This window comes from Paraburkholderia susongensis (assembly GCF_900177725.1).
In the GTDB taxonomy this organism is placed as follows: Bacteria; Pseudomonadota; Gammaproteobacteria; order Burkholderiales; family Burkholderiaceae; genus Paraburkholderia; species Paraburkholderia susongensis.
This window is the reverse complement of sequence record NZ_FXAT01000004.1, coordinates 680,022-702,219: the sequence shown is the minus strand read 5'-3', so window position 1 is coordinate 702,219 and position 22,198 is coordinate 680,022. Positions and strand designations below refer to the sequence as shown.

Annotated in this window: 22 protein-coding genes; 12 read left to right on the top strand and 10 right to left on the bottom strand. The window is 64.7% G+C overall.

The window, feature by feature from the left end; translation table 11 throughout:
- Positions 1-124: 124 nt before the first annotated feature.
- The 6 genes from B9Z01_RS16025 to B9Z01_RS16000 form a co-directional block, all read right to left on the bottom strand.
- A complete protein-coding gene (locus tag B9Z01_RS16025) occupies positions 125-1,672 on the bottom strand; it encodes a 2-isopropylmalate synthase (RefSeq protein WP_085484648.1) in 1,548 nt (515 codons plus the stop codon).
- Between the two features lie 439 nt (positions 1,673-2,111).
- Positions 2,112-2,981 (bottom strand): CDP-diacylglycerol--serine O-phosphatidyltransferase, encoded by an 870-nt coding sequence (pssA, locus tag B9Z01_RS16020; protein WP_085484646.1) that lies wholly within the window; start codon positions 2,979-2,981, stop codon positions 2,112-2,114.
- Positions 2,982-3,005: 24 nt separating this feature from the next.
- On the bottom strand, positions 3,006-3,644 hold the full coding sequence (locus tag B9Z01_RS16015) for a phosphatidylserine decarboxylase (protein ID WP_085484644.1): 639 nt from the start codon (positions 3,642-3,644) through the stop codon (positions 3,006-3,008).
- A gap of 144 nt (positions 3,645-3,788) precedes the next feature.
- Positions 3,789-4,805 (bottom strand): ketol-acid reductoisomerase, encoded by a 1,017-nt coding sequence (gene ilvC, locus B9Z01_RS16010; protein ID WP_085484642.1) that lies wholly within the window; start codon positions 4,803-4,805, stop codon positions 3,789-3,791.
- A gap of 141 nt (positions 4,806-4,946) precedes the next feature.
- Entirely contained in the window at positions 4,947-5,438 is a 492-nt protein-coding gene (gene ilvN, locus B9Z01_RS16005) for an acetolactate synthase small subunit (RefSeq protein WP_025602412.1), read from the bottom strand.
- A gap of 145 nt (positions 5,439-5,583) precedes the next feature.
- Positions 5,584-7,347: an acetolactate synthase 3 catalytic subunit gene (locus tag B9Z01_RS16000; protein ID WP_085484640.1), complete on the bottom strand. Its 1,764-nt coding sequence runs from the start codon at positions 7,345-7,347 to the stop codon at positions 5,584-5,586.
- A 400-nt stretch (positions 7,348-7,747) separates the two neighbouring features.
- Between B9Z01_RS16000 and B9Z01_RS15995 the strand changes: the two genes are divergently transcribed.
- From B9Z01_RS15995 to B9Z01_RS15980, 4 genes are read left to right on the top strand one after another with little or no spacing between them, the layout of a single operon-like run.
- A complete protein-coding gene (locus B9Z01_RS15995; RefSeq protein WP_085484810.1) occupies positions 7,748-8,311 on the top strand; it encodes an RNA polymerase sigma factor in 564 nt (187 codons plus the stop codon).
- Positions 8,308-8,733, top strand: a complete 426-nt coding sequence (locus tag B9Z01_RS15990; protein ID WP_085484638.1) for a DUF3619 family protein — start codon at positions 8,308-8,310, stop codon at positions 8,731-8,733. Before B9Z01_RS15995 ends, B9Z01_RS15990 begins: the two co-directional genes overlap by 4 nt.
- 16 nt (positions 8,734-8,749) lie before the next feature.
- A complete protein-coding gene (locus B9Z01_RS15985; RefSeq protein ID WP_085484636.1) occupies positions 8,750-9,517 on the top strand; it encodes a DUF3106 domain-containing protein in 768 nt (255 codons plus the stop codon).
- A gap of 10 nt (positions 9,518-9,527) precedes the next feature.
- Positions 9,528-10,049 carry an RDD family protein gene (locus B9Z01_RS15980; protein ID WP_085484634.1) on the top strand — a complete coding sequence of 174 codons (522 nt, stop codon included), beginning with the start codon at positions 9,528-9,530 and terminating at the stop codon, positions 10,047-10,049.
- Between the two features lie 3 nt (positions 10,050-10,052).
- Here B9Z01_RS15980 and B9Z01_RS36240 read toward each other — a convergent pair whose 3' ends face one another.
- Positions 10,053-10,274, bottom strand: a complete 222-nt coding sequence (locus tag B9Z01_RS36240) for a hypothetical protein (RefSeq protein ID WP_244196032.1) — start codon at positions 10,272-10,274, stop codon at positions 10,053-10,055.
- Between the two features lie 357 nt (positions 10,275-10,631).
- Between B9Z01_RS36240 and B9Z01_RS36235 the strand changes: the two genes are divergently transcribed.
- From B9Z01_RS36235 to B9Z01_RS15935, 8 genes are all read left to right on the top strand, one after another.
- A complete protein-coding gene (locus B9Z01_RS36235) occupies positions 10,632-10,793 on the top strand; it encodes a hypothetical protein (RefSeq protein WP_244196031.1) in 162 nt (53 codons plus the stop codon).
- A gap of 78 nt (positions 10,794-10,871) precedes the next feature.
- The gene (locus B9Z01_RS15965) at positions 10,872-11,813 is read left to right on the top strand and encodes a UDP-2,3-diacylglucosamine diphosphatase (protein ID WP_085484632.1); all 942 of its coding nucleotides are present in this window, start codon (positions 10,872-10,874) and stop codon (positions 11,811-11,813) included.
- Between the two features lie 77 nt (positions 11,814-11,890).
- The gene (locus tag B9Z01_RS15960; RefSeq protein ID WP_085484630.1) at positions 11,891-12,922 is read left to right on the top strand and encodes a glycosyltransferase family 4 protein; all 1,032 of its coding nucleotides are present in this window, start codon (positions 11,891-11,893) and stop codon (positions 12,920-12,922) included.
- Positions 12,923-12,942: 20 nt separating this feature from the next.
- On the top strand, positions 12,943-13,722 hold the full coding sequence (locus B9Z01_RS15955; RefSeq protein ID WP_085484808.1) for a diacylglycerol kinase: 780 nt from the start codon (positions 12,943-12,945) through the stop codon (positions 13,720-13,722).
- Positions 13,723-13,997: 275 nt separating this feature from the next.
- Positions 13,998-14,723 (top strand): TetR/AcrR family transcriptional regulator, encoded by a 726-nt coding sequence (locus B9Z01_RS15950; RefSeq protein ID WP_085484628.1) that lies wholly within the window; start codon positions 13,998-14,000, stop codon positions 14,721-14,723.
- A 2-nt stretch (positions 14,724-14,725) separates the two neighbouring features.
- On the top strand, positions 14,726-15,310 hold the full coding sequence (locus B9Z01_RS15945) for an LOG family protein (RefSeq protein ID WP_085484626.1): 585 nt from the start codon (positions 14,726-14,728) through the stop codon (positions 15,308-15,310).
- 154 nt (positions 15,311-15,464) lie between these two features.
- Positions 15,465-16,211, top strand: coding sequence for an SDR family oxidoreductase (locus tag B9Z01_RS15940; RefSeq protein WP_085484624.1), 747 nt, complete (start codon positions 15,465-15,467; stop codon positions 16,209-16,211).
- A 252-nt stretch (positions 16,212-16,463) separates the two neighbouring features.
- On the top strand, positions 16,464-18,578 hold the full coding sequence (locus B9Z01_RS15935) for an ArnT family glycosyltransferase (protein ID WP_208626017.1): 2,115 nt from the start codon (positions 16,464-16,466) through the stop codon (positions 18,576-18,578).
- Between the two features lie 36 nt (positions 18,579-18,614).
- Here B9Z01_RS15935 and B9Z01_RS15930 read toward each other — a convergent pair whose 3' ends face one another.
- Genes B9Z01_RS15930 through B9Z01_RS15920 form a run of 3 tightly spaced genes read right to left on the bottom strand, consistent with a single transcriptional unit; the run spans position 18,615 to position 22,195 of the window.
- Complete coding sequence (locus B9Z01_RS15930) at positions 18,615-19,262, bottom strand: DUF924 family protein (protein ID WP_085484622.1); 648 nt, start codon at positions 19,260-19,262, stop codon at positions 18,615-18,617.
- Positions 19,255-19,668 (bottom strand): group II truncated hemoglobin, encoded by a 414-nt coding sequence (locus B9Z01_RS15925; RefSeq protein ID WP_085484620.1) that lies wholly within the window; start codon positions 19,666-19,668, stop codon positions 19,255-19,257. Before B9Z01_RS15925 ends, B9Z01_RS15930 begins: the two co-directional genes overlap by 8 nt.
- Before the next feature lie 37 nt (positions 19,669-19,705).
- The gene (locus B9Z01_RS15920) at positions 19,706-22,195 is read right to left on the bottom strand and encodes an ABC transporter permease (RefSeq protein ID WP_143808956.1); all 2,490 of its coding nucleotides are present in this window, start codon (positions 22,193-22,195) and stop codon (positions 19,706-19,708) included.
- Positions 22,196-22,198 lie beyond the last annotated feature (3 nt).

Genomic DNA, 22,198 nt, shown 5'->3' with positions numbered 1-22,198 from the left:
GCCCACGGCACCCCAAGGCGACCACCCAAAAAGAAGCCCCGTGCACTGAACCGCACGGGGCTTCTTTTCACGACATTTCCACGGCACGCACAAGATCGCGCGCAATCAGCGCGCTGCGCTCACGTTACTCCGAGCGTTGTGGATTGAGCTTGTCCGCGTTCGAATACAGCCTGTTGAGCGCGGAGATATACGCCTTCGCGGATGCCGCGACGATATCCGGATCGGTGCCCACGCCGTTGACGATACGCCCGCTCCTCGACAACCGGACCGTCACTTCGCCCTGCGCCTGCGTGCCGGTCGTAATCGCGTTGACCGAGTACAGCAGCAGCTCGGAGCCGCTGCCCACTTCCGTTTCGATCGCGTTGAGCGTCGCGTCGACGGGGCCGTTGCCGCGCGCTTCGCCGGTGATCTCCTTGCCCTCGACCGAGAACACGATCTTCGCGTGCGGCTGTTCGCCGGTTTCCGAATGCTGCGACAGCGACAGGAACTTGTAGTGCTCCTTCTCCTGCGCTTCCGCCGATTCCTCGTTGACGATCGCGATGATGTCCTCGTCGAAGATTTCCGACTTGCGGTCGGCCAGTTCCTTGAAGCGCGCGAACGCGGCGTTCAGTTCCGCCTCCCTATCGAGCGCGATGCCGAGTTCCTGCAGACGCTGCTTGAACGCATTGCGGCCCGACAGCTTGCCGAGCACGATCTTGTTCGCGGTCCAGCCCACGTCTTCGGCGCGCATGATTTCGTAGGTGTCGCGCGCCTTGAGCACGCCGTCCTGGTGGATGCCCGACGCGTGAGCAAATGCGTTCGCGCCGACCACCGCCTTGTTCGGCTGCACGACGAAGCCGGTGATCTGCGACACGAGCTTCGAGGCCGGCACGATCTGTGTCGTGTCGAGCCCGATATCGAGGCCGAAATAATCTCTGCGGGTCTTCACCGCCATTACGATTTCCTCGAGCGACGTATTGCCCGCGCGCTCGCCGAGCCCGTTGATCGTGCATTCGACCTGGCGCGCGCCGCCAAGCTGCACACCGGCAAGCGAATTCGCGACCGCCATGCCGAGGTCGTTATGGCAATGCACCGAGAACACTGCCTTGTGCGAGTTCGGAATGCGCTCGCGCAGCGTCTTGACGAGCTGGCCGTACAGCTCCGGCACGCCGTAGCCGACCGTGTCCGCGATGTTGATCGTGGTCGCGCCTTCGGCGATCACCGCTTCGAGCACGCGGCACAGGAAGTCCATGTCGGAGCGGCTGCCGTCTTCGGGCGAGAACTCGACGTCGTCGGTGAACTTGCGCGCGAAACGCACGGCGAGCCTGGCCTGCTCGAACACCTGGTCCGGCGTCATGCGCAGCTTCTTTTCCATGTGCAGCGGCGACGTCGCGATGAACGTGTGGATGCGGAAATGATCGGCGGGCTCGAGCGCGTCGGCGGCGCGCTGGATGTCTTTGTCGTTCGCGCGGGCGAGCGAGCAGATCGTGCTGTCCTTCACGAGACCCGCAATCGTGTGAATCGCGTCGAAGTCGCCGTTCGAGCTGGCCGCGAAGCCGGCTTCGATCACGTCGACTTTCATCCGCTCGAGTTGCTTCGCAATGCGGATCTTTTCTTCCTTCGTCATCGAAGCGCCGGGCGATTGCTCGCCGTCGCGCAACGTGGTGTCGAAAATGATCAGTTTGTCGGACATGTCGGGTCTCCTCGGGAGTCGTTCAGATGTGGGGATAGGATTTGGAATTCGGAGATTGGCGCTGCCGCTCACGACACGGCCGCGATGGCCGCAATGGCCGCGACCGAAACACACGGAGCAAATGCATCAAGGCGAGAAAGAAGCATGATGGCGCCGCGTGGAAATCGGTCTCGACGACAAGGCTCGGACGGCCACGCAAACGCGCTTATCCGACGACTATAGCGACATTCACGCGGCCGTGCAATGCGCGCCGGAGCGGCCGGCGGCGAGGTTTACGCTGGGCCGCGAACACCGTTGCCAAGCCGTTGAGAAGCTGTTGAGAAGCGGCCGGCATGCAACTCTGAAGCGGGCTGCGCAACGAAGCGCTATCAAAGAAAAACGGCAACCCGCGGGCTGCCGTTTTTCTTTGAGCGCCGACGCAAAAGCGCTGGCTGCACCGTCACCGGTCGCGCGTCACCGAGCGCGCCGGATTCGCCCTGCCGCGCACCGCCTGATAAGCCCAGAACACATAGCCGGACAGACCGTACAGCACGAAGAGACCAAACAGCATCAGCGGTGGATCGGACGACACGAGCACGAACGCGACCACCACGAGCAGGATCACGCCGAACGGCACGCGATGCCGCACGTCGAGCGCCTTGCCGCTGTAGAACGGCGCGTTCGACACCATCGTCACGCCCGCATAAATGGTCAGCACGAACGCGACCCACGGCAGCCAGACGAGCTTGAGGGGCACGCGGTTGTCGGTGGCGAGCCACACGAAACCGGCGATCAGCGCCGCGGCGGCCGGACTCGGCATGCCCTGGAAGAAACGTTTGTCGACGACGCCGATGTTCGTGTTGAAACGCGCGAGCCGCAGCGCGGCGCCCGAGCAGTAGACGAACGCCGCGAGCCAGCCCCAGCGCCCGAGGTCCTTGAGAATCCACTCGTACATGACGAGCGCCGGCGCGACACCGAACGACACCATGTCCGACAGGCTGTCGAACTGCTCGCCGAACGCGCTTTGCGTATGTGTCATGCGCGCGACGCGGCCATCCATGCCGTCGAGCACCATCGCGACGAAGATCGCGATAGCCGCGATTTCGAAGCGCACGTTCATGGCCTGCACGACGGCGAAGAAGCCGCAGAACAGCGCCGCCGTGGTGAATGCATTCGGCAGCAGATAGATGCCGCGCTTTCTCAGAAACTGCTGACGCTGCGCGCGCCGGCTCTCGATGGCCGACGGCTCCGTCACCACCGGTTTGTTACGGCGGAACGGCCGTGGCAGCGGGCCGCTGGTGCGGGGTCGACGCGGTTTGAGTGCGGCCATTCGGACAACCTCCTTTATGCCGCTTTACAGCTCAGCGAGAATCGTGGACGACGCCGACACCTTCTCGCCGATCGACACACGCGGACGGCTGCCCACCGGCAGATACACGTCGACGCGCGAGCCGAAGCGGATGAACCCGTAACGCTGGCCGCGGGTCAGCGGCTCGCCTGCACGGACATAGCAAAGAATGCGCCGCGCGATCAAACCCGCGATCTGCACCGAGGTCACCGTCTGGCCGCCGGCCATTTCGATCACGATCGCATTGCGCTCGTTTTCGAGCGAGGCTTTATCGACCGCCGCATTCAGATACGCGCCCGGGAAATACTCGACCTTGGAAATCGCGCCATCGACCGGCGAGCGTTGCGAGTGGACGTTGAAGACGTTCATGAACACGCTGATTTTGAGCGCTTCGCGATTCGCATACGGGTCATGCGCGGTTTCGACCGCGACGATGCGCCCGTCGGCCGGACACAGCACCGCATTCGCCTGAGTCGGAATCGGACGCGCCGGGTCGCGGAAGAACTGCACGACGAAGATCAGGAGCAGCCAGAAGATCCACGCAATGCCGAACCCCGCGAAGGCGTGAACCAGTAATGCAACGACGGCCGCGATGGCGATGAACGGCCAGCCTTCTCGCGCGATGATCGGATGAGGGTAATTCATGGATGGCTTCTGTGTTTTTGTAAAACCGTAGGATAGCAAAAGCCGCCCAGGGTTCAGCACCCTTGGACGGCTTTTTGATTTGCCCGGCCTGATTCACCCGGCCGACACAGTAATGCATCGGGCCGGACCTGGGCCGCGACTCGCTTAGTTCTTCGACTGGTCGACGAGCTTGTTCTTGGCGATCCACGGCATCATCGCGCGCAGCTTCGCACCGACCTGTTCGATCTGGTGCTCGGCCGTCAGACGGCGGCGCGATTGCAGCGTCGGCGCGCCAGCCTTGTTCTCGATGATGAAGCTCTTCGCGTATTCGCCGGTCTGGATGTCGGTCAGCACGGCCTTCATCGCCTTCTTCGTTTCAGCGGTCACGATGCGCGGACCCGTCACGTACTCGCCGTACTCGGCGTTGTTCGAGATCGAGTAGTTCATGTTAGCGATGCCGCCTTCGTAGATCAGGTCGACGATCAGCTTCAGTTCGTGCAGGCATTCGAAGTACGCCATTTCCGGCGCGTAGCCCGCTTCGACGAGCGTTTCGAAGCCGGCCTTGATGAGGTCGACGGTGCCACCGCACAGCACGGCCTGTTCGCCGAACAGATCGGTTTCGGTTTCTTCGCGGAAGTTCGTTTCGATGATGCCGGCACGGCCGCCGCCGTTCGCCGCTGCGTACGACAGGGCGATGTCGCGCGCTGCGCCCGACTTGTCTTGCGCAACCGCGATCAGGTGCGGCACGCCGCCACCTTGCGAGTAGGTGCCGCGCACCGTGTGGCCCGGCGCCTTCGGCGCGATCATGATGACGTCGAGGTCGGCACGCGGGATCACCTGGCCGTAGTGAACGTTGAAGCCATGCGCGAAGGCGAGCGCTGCGCCCTGCTTGATGTTCGCGTGCACTTCCTTCGCGTACACGTCGGCGATCTGCTCGTCCGGCAGCAGCATCATGACGACGTCCGCGCCCTTGACCGCTTCCGCGACTTCCTTCACTTGCAGGCCGGCGTTCTCAGCCTTGCTCCACGATGCGCCGCCCTTGCGCAGACCGACGGTGATGTTCACACCGCTTTCCTTGAGGTTCAGCGCGTGTGCATGGCCTTGCGAGCCATAGCCGATGATGGTGACCTGCTTGCCCTTGATGAGGGAGAGATCGGCGTCCTTGTCGTAGAAAACTTTCATGTCGGTTCCTTGGCTAGATTCGATGATTCAGTGAAATTCAGGTACTGCGAATAAGGTGTTGTGAGCCGGGTTCATCATGCGCTGCCCGGCCTTGCGATCATGACGTCAGCGCACGGCGTCAGGGTTTGAAAGCGCCGCGCGTCAGACCTTCAGAATGCGCTCGCCGCGACCGATGCCCGAGCTGCCCGTGCGGACCGTTTCGAGAATCGCCGTGGAATCGAGCCCTTCGATGAAGGCGTCGAGCTTGTCGCTCGCCCCCGTCAGTTCGATCGTGTAGGTCTTTTCGGTGACGTCGATGATGCGGCCGCGGAAAATGTCCGACATCCGCTTCATCTCTTCACGCTCCTTGCCGACCGCCCTCACCTTGATCAGCATCAGCTCGCGCTCGATGTGGGCGCCCTCGGTAAGGTCGACCACTTTCACCACCTCGATCAGGCGGTTCAGATGCTTCGTGATCTGTTCGATCACGTCGTCCGAGCCAATGGAGACGATGGTCATGCGCGACAGCGAACGGTCTTCGGTCGGAGCCACCGTCAAGGTTTCAATGTTGTAGCCGCGTGCCGAGAAGAGACCAACCACGCGTGACAACGCGCCCGGTTCGTTTTCCAGCAGGACGGAAATGATGTGTCTCATGTTTCGCTTCTTCCAGATGTTGTGTCGATGTCCGCGAGCGGTGCGGCGCCGCTTCGTTTGCTCTCGCCTTTTTTGAAGGCGCGCATGACGAAGCCAGCGCTGGGTTTATGCAAAATGCGTGCAAATGCGCCCAAACGCCCCGTCGTTAAAGATCTTCCGAACCCATGAGCATCTCGGTGATGCCCTTGCCGGCCTGAACCATCGGCCAGACGTTTTCGGTCGGATCGGTCTGGAAATCGAGAAACACCGCGCGATCCTTGAGCCGCAGCGCTTCCTTCAGCGCCGGTTCCACATCGGCCGTGCGCTCGACGCGCATGCCGACGTGACCGTACGCTTCGGCGAGCTTCACGAAATCGGGCAGCGCATCCATGTACGAATGCGAATAGCGCTTGCTGTATTCGATCTGCTGCCACTGGCGCACCATGCCCAGATAGCGGTTGTTCAGCGAAAGAATCTTGACCGGGAGGTCGTACTGCTTGCAGGTCGACAGCTCCTGGATGCACATCTGGATCGAGCCTTCGCCCGTGATGCAGAGCACGTCGTCGTCCGGGTGCGCCATCTTCACACCCATCGCCGCGGGCAGGCCGAAGCCCATCGTGCCGAGACCGCCGGAGTTGATCCAGCGGCGCGGCTTGTTGAACTTGTAGAACTGCGCGGCCCACATCTGGTGCTGACCGACGTCGGAACACACGAAGGCATTGCCGTCGGTGAGCTCCCACGCCTTTTCGACCACGTATTGCGGCTTGATGATGTCGCTCTTGCGATCGAACTTCAGGCAGTCTTTCGCGCGCCAGGCTTCGATGTCCTTCCACCAGTCGGCGAGCGCCGCGGTGTCCGGACCATGCTCGGCCGCCTGCAGTTGCTCGATCAGTTCCTTGAGCACTTCCTTCACGTCGCCGACGATCGGAATGTCGACCTTGACGCGCTTGGAAATGGAGGAAGGATCGATGTCGATATGGATGATCTTGCGCGGCCGCGACGCGAAGTGCGCCGGGTCGCCGATCACACGGTCGTCGAAGCGTGCGCCGATCGCGATCAGCACGTCGCAGTGCTGCATCGCCATGTTGGCTTCGTACGTGCCGTGCATGCCGAGCATGCCGAGGAATTTCTTGTCGCTCGAGCGATAGCCGCCCAGACCCATCAGCGTGTTGGTGACCGGATAGCCGAGCAGGTCGGCGAACTGGTTCAGCTCACGCGAGGCGTCCGCGAGGATGATGCCGCCGCCGGTGTAGATGTACGGGCGCTTCGCCGACAGCAGCAGTGAAACCGCCTTGCGGATCTGGCCGGAGTGGCCCTTCGTGACCGGGTTGTATGAGCGCAGCGAAACGCTCCTGATCGGCTCGTACTGGCACGGCGCCTTCGACACGTCTTTCGGAATGTCGATCAGCACCGGGCCGGGGCGGCCGGTACGGGCGATATAGAACGCTTTCTTGACGGTGGCGGCGAGATCGCGCACGTCCTTCACGAGGAAGTTGTGCTTCACGCAGGGACGCGTGATGCCGACCGTGTCGCACTCCTGGAATGCATCCTGACCGATCGCGGCAGTCGGCACCTGGCCGCTGATCACCACCATCGGGATCGAATCCATGTACGCGGTGGCGATGCCGGTCACCGCATTGGTGACGCCGGGGCCGGAGGTCACGAGACACACGCCGACCTTGCCGGTGGAGCGCGCGTAGGCGTCGGCGGCATGCACGGCGGCCTGTTCGTGACGCACGAGCACGTGCTGGAATTTGTCCTGCTTGTACAGCTCGTCGTAAATGTAGAGTACCGAGCCGCCGGGATAGCCCCAGATGAACTCGACGTCTTCGTCGGCCAGTGCCTTCATGAGCACGGTGGCGCCGATAGAGTCTGCTTCGTGATGGAGGGTCGTATCCGACGTGGAGAATTCCGCGCTGGGCATATTCATTTATTCACCTTTCGAATTTTCGGCAAAAAATTGATCGGGTGCTCTCTGCCGGGCTTGTGGCTCGGGTTCAAGCGGCGCGTCCAGTTGACAGGTGAGCTTCTTGGGCCACACCTCAATTGAGACAAACTCACTTATGTTGCGAACCAGCGAAGATAGCGTCTGGCGCGCTTACGGTCAAGCAAATATTGCCGTCGGCTTGCGCGCCGGGGCGCAAAATCGGGCAGACCTGACCGCGATCATTCTCGTGGCGGGAGTGCGGCAAGCCCTCATGCGGCCGTCATGCAAATGCAAGTTAAAGCACGTTTCGCCCCTCGCGGCGCAAAAGTTTGTTAGCATCCGCGAGTTTTACGACATTTTTCGAACGATTACGCGCACGCCCGCTGCGCCGACCCCCAAACGGATGGCATCAGACAAGGAACTCGCCGATTTTCTGGCGGGCGTCGAAAGGCGCGCATTCAAGCAGACGGTCTACGCCGTGCGGGACGACGACGCCTCGCTCGATATCGTGCAGGACGCGATGATCAAGCTCGCCGAAAAGTACGGCGATCGTCCGGCGGCCGAATTACCGCTGCTGTTTCAGCGTATTCTGCAGAATGCGATGCACGACTATTTCCGTCGTGCCAAAGTACGCAATACGTGGATTAGCCTGTTCTCGTCGCTCGGCAATGCCGACGACGACGAATTCGACCCGCTCGAAACATTCGAGGCCGCGCAAGGTTCAGCCGGCGCCGAGAGCAACGAGCAGAAGCTCGAGCGCGAGCAGGTCCTGCAGTTGATCGACGACGAGATCCGGAAATTACCGGCACGTCAACGGGAGGCGTTTCTCATGCGTTATTGGGAGGATATGGATGTCGCCGAGACTGCCGCCGCAATGGGCTGTTCCGAAGGCAGCGTGAAAACGCACTGCTCCCGGGCTACCCACACGCTGGCACAAGCGCTCAAGGCCAAAGGAATCACGCTATGAGCTCCCTCGAAACCAGAGAATTCGAGTTCGCGCGCGAGGTGCGCCGCGCGCTCGACGAAAACACCGCCAATCTTCCCCCCGCTACCGTCGACCGGCTCGCCGCGGCGCGCCGCGCGGCGCTTGCCCGCAGGAAGCCCGAAGCCGTCAGCGCGCCGGTATTCGCGCCTGCTTTCGCCGGCATGCCGGCGGCCATGCCGCAGGCCGGCTTCGAGCAGCCGCGCCGCCGTTCGCCGCTGCGCCGTTTCGCGCTCGCGTGGCCGCTCGCCGCACTGGTGGTGAGCCTCATCGGCATTGCGTACTGGGAAGACCACCAACGCACCGCCGAGCTCGCCGATATCGATGCCGCGATGCTAAGCGACGACCTGCCGCTCAATGCCTACCTTGACCACGGCTTCAACGCGTATCTTTCACGCGCCCACTGAGCGGGAGATTCTTCGGGTGAGTTACAAGCGCGGCCTCGCCGTTGTTTTCGGATGCACGATTGCGGCGCTGGTGTCGTTTGCCGCGACGTACCCGCGCTTTCATCCGAGCCCGTCGCCCGCGGCCAGCCCCTCGGCTAGCGGCAACCTCGCGACGAAGGCGCCCGCGCCTGCACTGTCCGTCGAATTACCCAGCCTGCCTGGCAGCAACAGCCCGCTCGCGTGGTCGCGCCTGAGTGCCGCCGAACATACCGCGCTCGCGCCGTTCGCATCCCAATGGAATTCGTTCAGCGACGAACGTAAGCGAAAATGGATCAGGATCGCATCACGTTACGCGAAGATGTCGCCTGATGCGCAAAAACGTCTGCATGAGCGCATGAGCGAATGGGTGCGCATGACGCCCGATCAGCGCCGCGTCGCGCGCGAGAACTATCAAGTGTCGAAGGAATTGCCGCGCGAAGCTCGCCAGAACGCGTGGAAGGCTTACCAGCAACTGTCCGAGGAACAGAAGGAACGGCTTGCCGCCAGCGAACGCAAGCGCCGGCCGAGCGTCGTCAGCGCGCCGCCGTCGGCACGCAACGAGATCAAGGGAATCGACCGCTTCGTCAACGCGCGTGAGCATGGCGCAAGCAATGCAGCCGCCGCGAGCGCCGCGGTGGCCGCGTCGGCGCCGGGCGCAGCCGTACTGCCTTCGCCTCCGGAGATTCCGGCAGCAGGCAGCTTCGTGCCGGCCACGCCGGTGCCTGTGTCGCCGGCCGAGGCGCCGTCGATCTTCAACGGCTCCTGATCCCCGCCCCGTGTCCCAGCCGCTCGTCACCCCGACCTTGCCCTCCGCCTCGCCCGGCATGGCGCCCACCGTGCGGCGCCGGCTCGCGGCGCTGCTTTACGAGGCGGTGATCCTGTTCGGGGTCGTGTTCATCGCAGGCTATCTGTTCAGCACGCTGACGCAGCAGCGCAACGGACTCACGCACCACAACCTGCTGGCCGGATGGATCGGCCTCGTGGTCGGCGTGTACTTCGTGTGGTTCTGGACCCACGGCGGCCAGACGCTGCCGATGAAAACCTGGCGCTTGCGCGTCGTCGCGGCCGATGGCACACCGCTCTCCATCTCACGCGCGATCGCCCGCTACGTGCTCGCGTGGCTGTGGTTTCTGCCGCCGCTCGCGCTGCATCCGTTGCTTGGGTTGCGCGTGCCGCAGACGCTGCTGATCGCTGGCGTCTGGTTCGTGGTGTGGGCCGCGACTGGGCGCTTCGATCCGCAGCGTCAGTTTCTGCATGATCGGCTCGCGGGTACGCGGGTGATTGGGGTTATGGGTTGAGGGCTACGCGGCGCGTAGGGTGTTGCTGATTTTTGCACTCCTTATCTTCTTTATCGTTGTTTGCGGATTTGTGATGTAGGTGTCTTGGGTGGGTTCTGCTTTTTTCGTTCCTGCGGTGGTGGCCTTTCCTTGTTTTCTTATCGGTCTATTAGCGTTGCCCCTGTGCGGGGCGGCACCTACTTTCTTTGCGGCTGCAAAGAAAGTAGGCAAAGAAAGCAGCTTCACACCGCCAGTTCTTAAGCGGGTCCCCTGGCTTGGAGGGGGTAGTGGTGCATCTGGAATCTGTGCCCCCGCACATTGCACGCTGGTGACAAAGCCGTCATCCGCTCCCACTCCGCACTACGTGCGTCGCGGACGGGTCTGCAGGGGAAACCAGTGAGACAAGCCTTGCTCCGTGAGGGCCATCGGCTTCGCCTCGGCGATGCGCCGAAAAAAACCGATGGTTTTTGAACAGGGGTTCGGGGCGCGCAGCGCCGCCGGAAGAATGACTGCCTTGTCACTCACGGCAAATGTGCGAGGAGACAGATTCCAGATGCACCACTACCCCCTCCAAGCCAGGGGACCCGCTTAAGAATTGGCGGTGTGAAGCTGCTTTCTTTGCCTACTTTCTTTGCAGCCGCAAAGAAAGTAGGTGCCGCCCCGCACAGGGGCAACGCTAATAGACCGACAAGAAAACAAGGAAAGGCCACCACCGCAGGAACGAAAAAAGCAAACCCCAACAAAAAAAAGAAAACACCCTCGTAATAAGAACTTCTCATGACTGTCACGGCACAGTCACGCGCGCCCGGCCCAATACGGGCACCGCCACTCGACGCGCGCGCCATGGACCCGAAAACGTCCGCGACTTCCCTGTTCCGCCAGATCGGCCCGAGCGTCGACCCCGTCGCGTTCCGCCCGGCCCCAGGCTCCACCCAGCACGGCCTGCCGCTGCCGGCAACGCCACCACTCGACACCCACGCCGACCATCCCGACGACGGCCACGCCGATCCGCACCGCTACCGCACGATCTGGCTCTCCGACATCCATCTCGGTTCGAGCGGCTGCCAGGCGCACTATCTGCTCGACTTCCTGCGCCACAACGAATCGGAGTACCTGTACCTGGTCGGCGACATCATCGACGGCTGGCAGTTGAAAAAAGGCTGGTACTGGCCGCAGGCGCACAACGACGTCGTGCAGAAAGTGCTGCGCAAGGCACGCAAAGGCACCCAGGTCATCTATGTGCCCGGCAATCACGACGAAGCCGCGCGCCAGTTCTGCGACCTCGCGTTCGGCGACATCCACGTGCGCGGCGAAGCGTTTCACACGACGCTCGTCGGCAAACGACTGTGGATCGTGCACGGCGATCTGTTCGACGGCGTGATCCAGCACGCGAAATGGCTCGCCTATCTCGGCGACACGCTCTACACGATGATTCTCGTGCTGAACCGCTGGTTCAACCGGATCCGCAGCAAACTCGGCTTCCCATACTGGTCGCTCTCGCAGTACCTCAAGCATCAGGTCAAGAACGCGGTGAATTTCATCTCGTCGTTCGAAACGGTGATGACCGACGAAGCGCGTCGCCGCGGCTGCGACGGCGTGGTCTGCGGCCATATCCACAAAGCCGAGATGCGCGACATCGACGGCGTGCTGTATTGCAACGACGGCGACTGGGTCGAGAGTCTCTCGGCGCTCGTCGAGACCTACGAAGGCGAATTGAAGGTGATCTACTGGACCACGCTGCGCGCCCCGCAAGCCGGCGCGCAGAAGGCCCGGGCTACCGCGTAGCCCCGTCCACTTCCACCGGGCCCGAATCGGGGAATCAGATCGGGAATCAATCGAGCAACGAATCGAGGAACCAATCGATGAAGATCATGATCGTCACCGACGCGTGGGAACCGCAGGTCAACGGCGTCGTGCGCACGCTGAAAAACACCACACGCGAACTCATTGCGCTCGGCCATCAGGTCGATCTGCTGACACCGCTCGAATTCAGAACGATCCCCTGCCCCACGTATCCTGAGATCCGCCTGTCGCTGCTGCCGCGCCGCAAGCTGCGCGAGCGCATCGACCGCTTCGCGCCCGACGCGCTGCACATCGCGACCGAAGGGCCGCTCGGAATGGCCGCGCGCGCCTATGCACTCCAGCAGAAGCTGCCGTTCACGACCGCGTATCACACGCGCTTTCCCGAATACGTGCAGGCGCGCTTCGGCATTCCGCTCTCCGCGACCTACAAGTTCCTGCACTGGTTTCACAAGCGCTCGCTCGCCGTGATGGCGCCGACACCCGTCGTCAAGCACGACCTGGAGAAGTTCGGCTTCACGAACGTCGTGCTGTGGACGCGCGGCGTCGACCTCGAGATTTTCCATCCGATGGATTCGAAGGTGCTCAACACCGCGCGGCCGATCTTCCTGTACGTGGGACGCGTAGCGGTCGAGAAAAACGTCGAGGCGTTTCTGCGGCTCGACCTGCCCGGCTCGAAGTGGGTCGCGGGCGAAGGCCCGGCGCTCGCCGAACTGAGGTCGCGCTATCCGCAGGCGAACTACCTCGGCGTGCTCTCGCAGGCCGAACTCGCGAAGGTCTACGCGGCCGCGGACGTCTTCGTGTTCCCGAGCCGCACCGACACGTTCGGTCTCGTGCTGCTCGAAGCGCTTGCATGCGGCACGCCGGTTGCCGCGTACCCGGTCACCGGTCCGATCGATGTGCTCGGCGATGGCGGCGCCGGCGCGATGCATGAGGATCTACGCGAGGCCTGTCTCGCCGCACTGAAGATCGATCGCCACGATGCGCGCGCATGGGCTGAGCGCTTCTCGTGGGCGGCGGCGTCCGCGCAGTTTGCCGCGCATCTGAAGCCGCTGCGACGCGAGGCGTATCATGAGGAAAGCGCCGCCGCATGACGCGGCGCGCGGAGCCGTCCATGCGAAGTAGCCGATCCCCGGCGGAGCGAGCGTCGAACAGCGCGCTGCGGGCCGTCGAGTCCACGCGCGAGGCGGCGAGCGTCGAGCCGTTCGACGACGTGTGCGAACCCGGCATGCCCGGGCATGCCGACAATACGCGGCATGGCGCAACTGGCGTGCATGGAATGAACGGTGCGGGTGGCACGGGTGGTGCAAGTGGCGCGGCTGACGTGAACACCACGCACGATGCGCAACACAACACCACGCACGACACCGGGCGCAACGTCAAACACCACACCGCACACAGCGCCACCCACAACGCGCAACACGCCACTATCCACGACGCAACCGACGACATCCCGCACGAGCCGCTCAGTCCCGACGACCCGCTCGCGCCATTGCCCTTCAATCCGTACAAAGGCAATCGCGGCCTCACCCGCGCATGGCACGCGATGAAAAACTCGCTGGCCGGATTTCGTGTCGCGATCCGCGAGGAAAGCGCGTTTCGCCAGGAGCTCACGCTCGCCGCGATCCTGATTCCGTGCGGCCTCGTCGTGCCGGTCGATCCCGTGTCGCGCGTACTGCTGCTCGGCTCGGTGCTGCTCGTGCTGATCGTCGAGCTGCTCAACTCGAGTGTCGAAGCGGCGATCGACCGGATTTCGCTTGAACGTCACGAGCTGTCGCGCCGCGCGAAAGATCTCGGCAGCGCGGCCGTGATGGTCGCGCTCGGCATGTGTCTGATGACGTGGATCGTGATCGTCGGGCCGCTCGTCGTAGGCTGGCTGCGCGCGTGGTTGTGAGGCGTACTGAATGGCGGCCGGAATGCGCCGCTACGCTCAAAAAAATGAAAATCCCGCCACGCGCCTGGGTATAAGAACGCTCGGTTTATAATCGTTCGATAGTCTCGCGGAAACGCACGGGGCAACACAGCGCCCAAGGCCTTTCCGCCCCTTCGGGGAACCTGCCGCGCAGCGGCAGGTTCGGGAGTGCTCAACATACCAACCGCATCCGGGTGGAACACGCAGCGGCGGCACGCCGCCGCGCGCCCAGCCCGGCATAACCAGGGCCGGACGACATGGAAGCCAAACCTCCCCGCCGCACGCGCGAACGGATTCTCGAACTCTCGTTGAAGCTCTTCAACGAAATCGGCGAGCCGAATGTCACGACGACGACGATCGCCGAGGAAATGGAAATCAGTCCAGGCAACCTGTACTACCACTTCCGCAACAAAGACGACATCATCAACAGCATCTTCAGCCAGTTCGAGCAGGAGATCGAGAAGCGTCTGCGTTTCCCCGACGACCATCGCGCGACGATCGACGAAATGTGGTCGTATCTGCAATACATGGTCGATTTCACGTGGCGCTACCGCTTCCTGTACCGCGACCTGAACGATCTGCTCGCGCGCAATCGCACGCTCGAAACCCACTTCAAGCAGATCATCAGCCACAAGGTGCGCTTCGCGAGCCAGTTCTGCGAGCAACTCGTCGCCGACGGCGAAATGGTCGCGACGCCGCAGGAGCTGCACGTGATCGCGACCAACGTCGGGGTGATCGGCACGTACTGGCTGTCGTACCAGTTCGTGATGAACCCGCGCAAATACAACGAACAGGAAACGATCCGCGAGGAGCTGCACCAGGTCAGCGTGCAGATCGTTTCGCTGATGGCGCCCTACCTGCGCGGCCGCTCGCGGCAAATTTTCGACGACCTCGTATCGGGCAAGCTGCCCAAGCGCGAGTTCTACGACTACCTGCCGCCGCGAGAAGGCGCCGCGCCTCGCAACGAATCGAAGGACGTTTGAGTATGAAGTCGGTGTGTGTGTATTGCGGCTCGTCGAGCGGCGCCAAACCGTTGTACGAGCAGGCCGCGCGCGCGTTCGGCCGCGCGCTGGTGCAGGCCGAGCTCTCGCTGGTCTACGGCGGAGGCAAGGTGGGACTGATGGGCGTGATCGCCGACACGGTGATGGCCGAAGGCGGCCGCGCGATCGGCGTGATTCCGGAGTTGCTCGTCGACAAGGAAGTCGGCCATAACGGCCTCACCGAACTGCACGTGGTGCCCGACATGCATCAGCGCAAGAAGATGATGGCCGAGCTGTCCGACGCGTTCGTCGCGATGCCGGGCGGCGCGGGCACGCTCGAGGAGCTGTTCGAGGTCTTCACGTGGGCGCAGCTCGGCTACCACGGCAAGGCCGTTGCGCTGCTCAACACCGGCAATTTCTACGATCCGCTGATCCAGCTGCTGCAGCATACGGTCGATGAAGGCTTCATGCGCCAGACCTATCTCGACATGCTGCAGGTCGACGCCGATCCCGTCGCGCTGATTGCCAAGCTGCAACGCTATCAGCCGCCCGCGCGCGACAAGTGGGCGGTGCAAAGCGACGCGCTTTGACGCTGGTTTGCCACTCTGGTTTGCCGGCGGCTTCGCTGGTTTGAGCGCGCGCTGGCTCGAACGCGACCTGAACGCGGCTTGAACGTAGTCTGAGCGCGGCTTGCGCGTTATTTTCGCGCGTTGCCCGCGGCCCCATCCGAACGACGAGGTTGCAATGACGAAAACTGTTCTGATCACCGGCGGCAGCCGTGGCATCGGCCGCGCAACGGCGCGTCTGCTCGGCGCGCGCGGCTGGCTCGTCGGCGTCAATTACGTGCGCGATCTGGCGGCCGCGCAGCAGACAGTCGGCGAGGTGGAGCGCGCAGGCGGCCGCGCGGTGCCGATTGCGGGCGACGTCGCGAACGAAGCCGACGTGATCGCGATGTTCGATACGCTGCAACAGAAGTTCGGCCGCGTCGACGCGCTCGTCAACAACGCGGGAATCGTCGCCCCGTCGAGCCAGCTTGCCGACATGGACCTCGCTCGTCTGAAACGCATGTTCGACGTCAACGTGCTCGGCGCGTACCTGTGCGCGCGCGAAGCCGCGCGGCGCATGTCGAAGGATCGCGGCGGCGCGGGCGGCGCGATCGTCAATATTTCGTCGGCGGCGGCGCGGCTTGGCTCGCCGAACGAATACGTCGATTACGCGGGCTCGAAAGGCGCAATCGACACCATGACGCTCGGCCTCGCCAAGGAACTCGGCCCGCAGGGCGTGCGCGTAAACGCGGTGCGCCCGGGCCTCATCGACACCGAGATTCACGCGAGCGGCGGCAAGCCCGAGCGCGCCGCGCAGCTCGGCGCGACCACACCGCTCGGCCGCCCCGGCAGCGCGGACGAAGTCGCCGAGGCCATCGTCTGGCTGCTGAGCGACGCAGCCTCCTATGTGACGGGCACGCTCTTCGACGTGACCGGCGGCCGCTGAGCCGCGTTGCGCCCAAAGCGCGGTCCATCCCGGCCGCGCCCTTGTTCCTCGGCCGTTCCCACTACGAATTCCCGTCGATCTGACGGGAAACACACACTCGCGCGTATAAAGCGCCACCTTCCCGCCCCCTTCTGTAATCTTCGGTAATAATCCGGCGCTACAATCGGCTCGAGTCGCGTGCAATGGCAGGCGACCCAAGCCAGAACAGAAGTACGAGGCCCACGCCGCCGCGTACGCCGATCAGAGACTTCCATGCAAGACAAGCAGTCCGCGCGGTGGCGCGCGGAAAACGCCACGACGGCAGCCTCGACATCGGCTGCGCTCGCCGGCGACACGCGCGAGACTGCGCATCCAGGCTCCCCTGCAGGCCAGTTGCGCGGCGCGCGCGCGAGGGCAGCACACGCGGCGCTGGGTGGCAACGGCCTATCCGGCAGCCATATGACCGGGGCGGCCGAAGCGGCTGCGCCCACGAACTCAGCCGCGTCAGCGCAAGCGGCAAACACGGCCAGCGCCGCCCCGGCCACCCTTCCCGCCGATCGCGCCGCACGCGGCCTGCAACGCTGGCGCGCGCTCGCGGCGATCCGTCCGCTGCTATGGCTCGTCGCGCTGGCGATCCTTTGCGCATGGCTGCTGCCGGGCACCCTGGGCCACGAGCCGTGGAAGCAGGACGAAACCTACACGTTCGGCATCATCCAGCACATGCTCGACACCGGCGACCTCGTCGTGCCGACCAATGCGGGCCAGCCCTTCGTCGAAAAACCGCCGATCTACGACTGGATCGCCGCCGGCCTTGCGTGGATGTTTGGCCGCTACCTGCCGCTGCACGACGCCGCGCGTCTTGCGAGCGCGCTGTTCGCGGGCCTGACGGTCTACTACACGGCCCGCGTCGCCCGCCGCGCGGTGGGTGCGTCGAGCTGGTTCGATCTGCGCGTGATCGGCACGCTCGCGCTGTTCGGCGGCACGCTCGCCGTCGTCAAGCACGTGCACGACATGATGACCGACGTCGCGCTGATGGCGGGCGCGGCACTCGGCTTCTGCGGCCTGTTCGAACTCGTGCTCGTACATCTGCGCGAGCCCGCGCAGCCTCAACCGCAAATGCCGCCGCATTTGCCACCACATGCACCGCTGTATGCCCAGTCGCTCGACGCGCGCAGCCGCCGCTACGCGATCCTGAGCGGCGCAACGATGTTCGGCGCGGGCGTCGGCGTCTCGCTGCTTGCCAAGGGCCTGTTCGTTCCGCTCGTATTCGGTGCGACCACCTGCGCGGTACTCGCGCTCTATCCCGCATGCCGCAGCCGCAGCTTCGCGGGCGCGCTCGGCATCGCCGCGCTGGTCTGCGCGCCGTTCGCCCTGATCTGGCCGGTCTGCTTCTACCTGCGCTCCGAAGCGCTGTTCAAGGTCTGGCTGTGGGACAACAACGTCGGGCGCTTCTTCGGCTTTTCGGTGCCCGAACTCGGCTCCGAAAACGAGAGCCGCCTGTTCGTGCTGCGCACCGTGCTGAGCGTCGGCTTTCCGGTGGTGCCGCTCGCGCTGGCTGCGCTCGCCAGCGGAGTGTGGCGGCGCTGGCGCGACCCGCGCGTCGCGTTGCCGGCGATCTTTGCGGGCATCGGCTTCGCCGTGCTGCAAAGTTCGGCGACGGTGCGCGAGCTGTACATCCTGCCGTTCATCGCGCCGCTCGCGCTGCTTGCGATGCAGGGCGTCGAGAGACTGCCGGCGCGCCTGCATACCGGCTGGGACATGACGAGCCGCGTGCTGTTCGGCAGCGCGGCCGCGCTCGTGTGGCTCGTCTGGTCGATCATGACGAGCCCCGCGAACACGCATGCGTCGCTGCATCGGCTCGGACGCTGGCTGCCGCTCGACTGGGTGCTGCCGGTCAAGCCCGTGCTGATCGCCGGTGGGCTGCTGCTCACGCTGGGCTGGCTGTGGCTGCTGCCGTCCTTCAAGCACGCCGGCAAATGGCGCGGCGCGCTCAGCTGGTGCGCGGGGGCGGTGCTCGTGTGGGGACTCATCAGCACGCTGCTGCTGCCGTGGCTCGACTACGCGAAGAGCTACCGCTCGGTGTTCCAGGATCTCGGCGCGAAAATGGATATTGAATGGAACGACGGCGATTGCATGGCGAGCACCGGACTCGGCGAATCCGAAGCGCCGATGCTCTACTACTACACCGGCATCGAGCATCAGCCGAACGAGAACCCGCGCACCACCGGCTGTACATGGCTGATCGAGGAAAGCCGCCGGGACAACGCGCGCCCGCCGGACGGCGAATGGCGTCTGTTCTGGTCCGGCGCGCGGCCCGGCGATTCGGATGAACTGCTGCGCGTGTTCGTGCGCACACCGGTTGCGGGCACGGTGCGTGGTGACGACTAGAACGCGTCGCGGTTACCGCAACGCGCGCGTCCGTATCTAGAACGATGAACCGGGTTCGCGCAGAAACGCGGCTTCTGCGTCGCTCGACTCGCGCCCGAGCAACGCATTGCGATGCGGAAAGCGCCCGAACCGCTCGATGACTTCCGCGTGCCGCACCGCATGGCGGTAATAGTCCTCGCCGCCCGGCTCCGCCGCGATCTGCCTGAAAAGGCGCAGCGACTCGTGCTGGCTCGCGGACGTTTCGTCGTGCTCGAACGGCAGATAAGCGAACGCGCGATGCTGCACACCCGGCAACAGACGGTCGGCGCCGCTCGCGACCATCCGTTGCGCGACATCCAGCGCCTTGCGGTCGGCGGCGAACGCGCGCGGCGTGTTGCGATGACAGTTGCGCGAGAACTGATCGAGCACGACGACGAGCGCGAGAGCGCCTAACGGCGTAGCCTGCCACGCGTCGAGCGCGCCCGCGTTCGCCGCATCGATCAGGTGACCGAAACGTTCGCGCAGCATCGTATCGAAGGCAGCGTTGCGCTTGAACCAGCGCTTGCGCTCGCGGCCGTAGTCCGGCGCATCGGGCGCGCCGAACCAGCAGTCGAGCACTTCGCGCGCTTGCGGCGCGAGCGCGGCGTAGTCGGCTTCAGCCGAATACGCCGCCGCAGGCGTGGCGTGCCGCGGCGTATCAGCCATTGCGGTTGCGCATCCAGTCCGCGGTTTCGAAAAACGAGCCGAGCAGCCGCTCGCGCAACGGCTCCGCCAGCCCGATGTCTTCCATCGCCCATGCCATGCAGCGCAGCCACTGGTCGCGCTCGCTCGATGCAATCGCAAACGGCAGATGCCGCGCGCGCAGACGCGGATGGCCGAAGCGGCTGATGTAGTGATCGGGGCCGCCGAGCCAGCCGCACAGGAACCAGAACAGCTTGTCGCGCGAACCATCGAGCGACGCCGGATGCAGCGCGCGAATCCCGGCGAAATCCGCTTCGAGATCCATGAGGTCGTAAAAGCGGTCGATCAGTTCACGCACGCGCGCTTCGCCGCCCACCAGTTCGAAGGCCGTCGGCTCGTGCGCGGACACTTCGTCGTTCAAATCGCTCATACCCTGCTCAACCGCCGGAAAAAACCATCAGAAAAAATCACGCGTCCCGCAGTGATTGCAGCGCGGGCCGCGCCAACACATGCCGCAGGCTCAGCCAGCCGCCCACGCCGGCGCAGGCGATGCCGCCGGCAACGCCCGCCGGCAGCAGCCACGGGTCGAAGTTCAGATAGAACTCGAACACGTGCGTGGCGAGCAGCGAGCCGACGATCTGCGCGCCCGCGGCCGCCATCAAGCCGGAGAGCGCGCCCACCGCGACGAATTCGGCCACCTGCACCGCGCGCACCTGGCGATGCGACGCCCCGAGCGCACGCAGCAGCGCGGATTCTCGCATACGCTCGTCGCGCGTGCCCGCAAGCGCCGCATACAGCACGAGCACGCCGGCCGCGAGCGTGAACGCGAACAGGAACTGCACCGCGCCGATCACCTGCTGCAGCACGCGCTGCACCTGCGCGAGAATCGGGCCGGTGTCGATCGCGGTGAGGTTCGGGTATGAGGCGATCAGGCCGTCGATCGTCGTCTGTTTGTCCTGCGGCAAATGGAAGCTCGTGATGAACGTGGCCGGAAAATCCTGCAGCGCGGCGGGCGGCATCAGCACGAAGAAGTTGACCTTGAATGAACCCCAGTCGAGCTTGCGCACGCTCGTGACCGGTGCGTCGACCGTGAGGCCCGTCACGTCGAAGCGCAGCACGTCGCCGGGTTTCACGTTGATGAGCTTCGCAAGCCCCTGCTCGATCGAAATCTGCGGCTTCGTCGTGTCGCCGTACCACTTGCCCGCGGCGATGCGGTTGTCGTCGGGCAGCTCGGTCGTATAGGAGAGGTTGAACTCGCGGTCCACGAGACGCCGCGCATCCGCGCCCTTGAACGAGTCCGGATCGACCGGCTTGCCGTTGATCGCGACGAGCCGCCCGCGCACCATCGGCGAGAGCTGCGTGCCGGGCAGGCCGTGCGCGTCGAGATACTGCGTGACCGCGTCGCGCTGGTCGGGCTGGATATCGATGATGAACTCGTTGGGCGCATCGGGCGGCGTCGATTTGCGCCAGCCTTGCACGAGGTCGTTGCGCGTCATCGCGATCAGCAGCAGACACATGAGGCCGATGCCGAGCGCGGTGATCTGCAGCGCGCTCGTACTGCTGCGCCGCTCGAGCGACGCGAGCGCATAGCGCCAGCCAATGCCTGCATTGACACGCTCGCTGCGCACGACGCGCGCGGCGCCCCACAGCGCGAGCCGCGCGATGCCGGCGAACACGAGCAAGCCGCCCGCGAAACCGCCCGCGACGATCCCGCCGAGCTTCAATTCACCGGCGGCGATGATCAACAGCCCACCGAACAGCACGATGCCGAGCGCGTACGCGGCCCACGCGGTGCGCCCCGCCTCGCCCCATTCACGGCGCAGCACGCGCACCGGCGGCACGCGCGTGAGCGGCAACAGCGGCGGCAGCGCGAAGCCGAGCAGCAGCACGAGGCCGGCCGCGATGCCTTCGAGCGCGGGCCACAGCGTCGGCTGCGGCAGCACCACGTCGATCAGGCCGCCGAGCCACGTCAACAGCGCGAGATGGCCGAGATAGCCGAGCGCGATCCCGAGCACGCCGCCGATCACACCCAGCCCGACGAATTCGAGCGTGAACAGCGCGCGCAGCGCGGCCTGGCTCACGCCGAGACAGCGCATCGCCGCGCAGCCGTCGAGATGGCGGCGCATATAGCGGTGCGCGGCCATCGCGATCGCCACGGCCGCGAGCAGCGCGGTCAGCAGCGACACGAGCGTCAGGAAATGCCCCGCGCGGTCGAGCGTCTGGCGCACCTGCGGCTGGCCGTCGTGCAGCGATTCGAGCGCGACGCCGCGCATCTTGCCGCCGTCCACGTGGTCCCGCGCGAACTGCGCGAAACGCGCCACCGCGTCGTCCGCGCCGGCCACGAGCAGCCGGTACGTGACGCGGCTGCCGTACGTGATGAGGCCGGTCGACTGGACTTCGTCGGCGCGCAGCATCAGGCGCGGCGAAAAGTTGACGAACGAAAAGCCGCGATCGAGTTCGCGCGTAATCACCGCGCCGATCGTGAAATCGCGGCTGCCGACCTTCACCGTGTCGCCCACCTTGAGCTTCAACGCATCGAGCAGTTCCTGATCGACCCACACGGTACCCGGCGCCGGAATCGACGTCGCCGGGTGATCGGCCGCGCCTGCTGCCTGCGCGATGCGCAATGCGCCGCGCAGCGGATAGCCCGGCGACACCGCCTTGACGGCGGCGAGGCGCGACACCGGCTGCGCGCCGGTCGAATTGATCATGCTCGGGAAAATCGCCGTGGTGGCGGTGCGCAGCCCGAGCGTCTGCGCCTCGGCCGCGAATTGCGGATCGACAGGATGATCGGCGCGCACGATGAAGTCGGCGGCGATCATGCGCCGCGCGTCGCGCTCGAGCCCCTGGTGCAGCCGGTCGGCGAGAAACCCGACGCTCGAAAGCGCCGCGACGGCCAGCACGAGCGCGAGCAGCAACATCGTCAGTTCGCCCGCGCGCCAGTCGCGCGCCGTCATGCG

Bases quoted from the DNA above. Each gene is read 5' to 3' on its own strand.
- B9Z01_RS16025 (WP_085484648.1), bottom strand. From the start codon at position 1,672: ATGTCCGACAAACTGATCATTTTCGACACCACGTTGCGCGACGGCGAG.
- pssA (WP_085484646.1), bottom strand. From the start codon at position 2,981: ATGGCCGCACTCAAACCGCGTCGACCCCGCACCAGCGGCCCGCTGCCA.
- B9Z01_RS16015 (WP_085484644.1), bottom strand. From the start codon at position 3,644: ATGAATTACCCTCATCCGATCATCGCGCGAGAAGGCTGGCCGTTCATC.
- ilvC (WP_085484642.1), bottom strand. From the start codon at position 4,805: ATGAAAGTTTTCTACGACAAGGACGCCGATCTCTCCCTCATCAAGGGC.
- ilvN (WP_025602412.1), bottom strand. From the start codon at position 5,438: ATGAGACACATCATTTCCGTCCTGCTGGAAAACGAACCGGGCGCGTTG.
- B9Z01_RS16000 (WP_085484640.1), bottom strand. From the start codon at position 7,347: ATGAATATGCCCAGCGCGGAATTCTCCACGTCGGATACGACCCTCCAT.
- B9Z01_RS15995 (WP_085484810.1), top strand. From the start codon at position 7,748: ATGGCATCAGACAAGGAACTCGCCGATTTTCTGGCGGGCGTCGAAAGG.
- B9Z01_RS15990 (WP_085484638.1), top strand. From the start codon at position 8,308: ATGAGCTCCCTCGAAACCAGAGAATTCGAGTTCGCGCGCGAGGTGCGC.
- B9Z01_RS15965 (WP_085484632.1), top strand. From the start codon at position 10,872: ATGGACCCGAAAACGTCCGCGACTTCCCTGTTCCGCCAGATCGGCCCG.
- B9Z01_RS15960 (WP_085484630.1), top strand. From the start codon at position 11,891: ATGAAGATCATGATCGTCACCGACGCGTGGGAACCGCAGGTCAACGGC.
- B9Z01_RS15955 (WP_085484808.1), top strand. From the start codon at position 12,943: ATGCGAAGTAGCCGATCCCCGGCGGAGCGAGCGTCGAACAGCGCGCTG.
- B9Z01_RS15950 (WP_085484628.1), top strand. From the start codon at position 13,998: ATGGAAGCCAAACCTCCCCGCCGCACGCGCGAACGGATTCTCGAACTC.
- B9Z01_RS15945 (WP_085484626.1), top strand. From the start codon at position 14,726: ATGAAGTCGGTGTGTGTGTATTGCGGCTCGTCGAGCGGCGCCAAACCG.
- B9Z01_RS15940 (WP_085484624.1), top strand. From the start codon at position 15,465: ATGACGAAAACTGTTCTGATCACCGGCGGCAGCCGTGGCATCGGCCGC.
- B9Z01_RS15935 (WP_208626017.1), top strand. From the start codon at position 16,464: ATGCAAGACAAGCAGTCCGCGCGGTGGCGCGCGGAAAACGCCACGACG.
- B9Z01_RS15930 (WP_085484622.1), bottom strand. From the start codon at position 19,262: ATGGCTGATACGCCGCGGCACGCCACGCCTGCGGCGGCGTATTCGGCT.
- B9Z01_RS15925 (WP_085484620.1), bottom strand. From the start codon at position 19,668: ATGAGCGATTTGAACGACGAAGTGTCCGCGCACGAGCCGACGGCCTTC.
- B9Z01_RS15920 (WP_143808956.1), bottom strand. From the start codon at position 22,195: ATGACGGCGCGCGACTGGCGCGCGGGCGAACTGACGATGTTGCTGCTC.